The 2,006-nt window shown below is 68.4% G+C and carries 2 protein-coding genes; one reads left to right on the top strand and one right to left on the bottom strand.

Annotated features, from left to right (window positions below; genetic code table 11):
* Positions 1-104 precede the first annotated feature (104 nt).
* Positions 105-911 carry a phosphotransferase gene (locus I8N67_RS41275; RefSeq protein WP_200309448.1) on the top strand — a complete coding sequence of 269 codons (807 nt, stop codon included), beginning with the start codon at positions 105-107 and terminating at the stop codon, positions 909-911.
* 98 nt (positions 912-1,009) lie between these two features.
* Here the strand turns inward: I8N67_RS41275 and I8N67_RS41280 are convergent.
* Positions 1,010-2,006: TniQ family protein (locus I8N67_RS41280; RefSeq protein ID WP_200309449.1), on the bottom strand; the 997-nt coding region annotated here is incomplete at its 5' end.

Consider the following 2,006-nt stretch of genomic DNA (forward strand, 5'->3'; position numbering starts at 1 on the left):
CGTGACGAGTCACACCTGAGCACGATAGGTGTCGTATTTGCAGGACATCTGTCGTCACCCGTGGCTGTTGCCCCGGAGGTGCGGGGTCGGGTGAGAATCGGTGTGTGACCGACGAGATGGTGGAACACTCCCTGGCCGGCGGGGTTGACCAGGCTGGCGCGGTAGTGCGGGTTGGCGAGACGGTGCGGCGGCCTGGGGGTGTGAACGCTGAGGCAGTGCGATTGTTCTTGAAGTATTTGGAGCGGTCGGGCTTCCGGGCGGCTCCGCGGTTTCTGGGGATGGACCGGCGGGGCCGGGAGATCTTGGACTACGTGGCCGGCGATGTCGCGGTGCCGCCTTTCCCGGACTGGGCAGCGGACGAGGGCCTGTTGGTCAGCGTTGCTCAGATGCAGCGTGCGCTGCATGCTGCGGCGGTTGGTTTCGAGTTGCCGGAAGGGGTCGTCTGGCGCGGGAGACGTCTGCCGCCGGGGGCTGAGGGGTATCTGGTCTGCCATACCGATCTCTGCCTGGAGAACGTCGTGGTGCGCGGTGGCCGGGCGGCGGCCTTCATCGACTTCGACCTCGCCGTGCCCGCGAACCGGCTCTTCGACATCGCGGTCGCCGTCCGGCACTGGGTGCCCCTGCGGGCTCCGTCGGACATTACCGACGCCCGAGCCGACAGCGATCTCTTCGGTCGTTTCCACCGCTTCGCTGCTGTTCACGGTCTGTCGTCCGAAGAGCGGGGGCGGGTGGCCGACATACTGCTGGGCTTCCTCGATATCGCTCTGGAGAACATCCGTGCGAGCGCAGAAGCCGGGCATCCGGGATATGCGGGGATGTGGGCCGCCGGCTATGAGGAGATGAACCGGCGCTCCCGCGGCTGGATCACTGCCCACAGGCATCGGCTGGCCGATGGCCAAGGGCGGGGCTGACTGCCGGGCACTGTGTGTCCGGTCGCGTGCTGCTGACAGCGCGCGATGAGGTCCGGGGTCTTGGTTGTCTCTCCGATGGAACACGGCTCGGTCTCCCTTCACATCGGCTGGGTGGTCAAAGTGCTGTCTCGGCTCGTGCGGTGGCGAGGTCTGCTCACGGAAGGGGGATCCATGACGGCCTGCCTGAGCGGCGACGAGATCCAGGCTGGACGGCGAAGCCAGGTGCTGAGAGCGCGGTCGACGTCGCGTAGGCGCTGGACGAGTGGGGCCAGTCGGGTTCGCGCTTCGTGCGGGTCGGCTGCTCGGAGGACCTGCGAGGCGATGTCCAGGACGGCCCCGGCGGCCAGCGACTCCGCGGGCGGTGCGGTGTAGGGCTTGGAGGTCTTCTTCTTGCCTGGGGTGTTGAGCAGCGGCTCGGCCTGCACGATGCGGGAGGTGTACTCCGTGTCGAGGGCGGTGGCCAGGCGCGGTGTGCTGGCGTACTCGCGGGCGACGGGCCAGGTTCGGAAGACCATGGCGACCGTGGCGCGCAGGTCGGCGAAGTAGTGGGCGGCGGGGACCGGTGCACCCGCACTCATGACCGTCTCAGGGCCGCCCGCCGTGAGCAGGTCCACGAGCTGTTGTTGGAGTTGCAGGAGCACGGTCATGGTGACCGTGTCGGGTTCCGCCGAGGGCGGATCAAACCGGGTCAGGTCGGTTGCGCAGGCTGTTTCGGGCTGGTGCTGTGGTTTCGGCCGGGTCGGGAAGCGGCACTGCCAGGGGTGGAGCGTGTCGTCGGACAGTCGTGCGATGGCGTTGGCGTTGGCTGTCCGGACGGAGTGGACGGGTGTTCCGCAGCCGGGGCACTCGTGCTGGAGGAGGCGCTGGTGGCGGAGGCAGAGGAAGACCACGGGGAGGCGCCAGAGGCGTTGCCAGGCGCCGCCGTGGCTGTCCTGGATGGCATCTCCGTCCCCGGCGAGGCAGGGCGGGCAGTAGCGGGTGGAGCGGGTCAGGACCCATGGGTTGTCGTAGATCATCCGCGCGGGTGTTCTGCGGGGCGTGAGTGCGAGGTTCAGTGGTCCGTAGCGGTCTCCGAGCGGGGCGAGGAGTAGTGGG

The organism is Streptomyces adelaidensis (genome assembly GCF_016598475.1).
Taxonomy (GTDB): domain Bacteria; phylum Actinomycetota; class Actinomycetes; order Streptomycetales; family Streptomycetaceae; genus Streptomyces; species Streptomyces adelaidensis.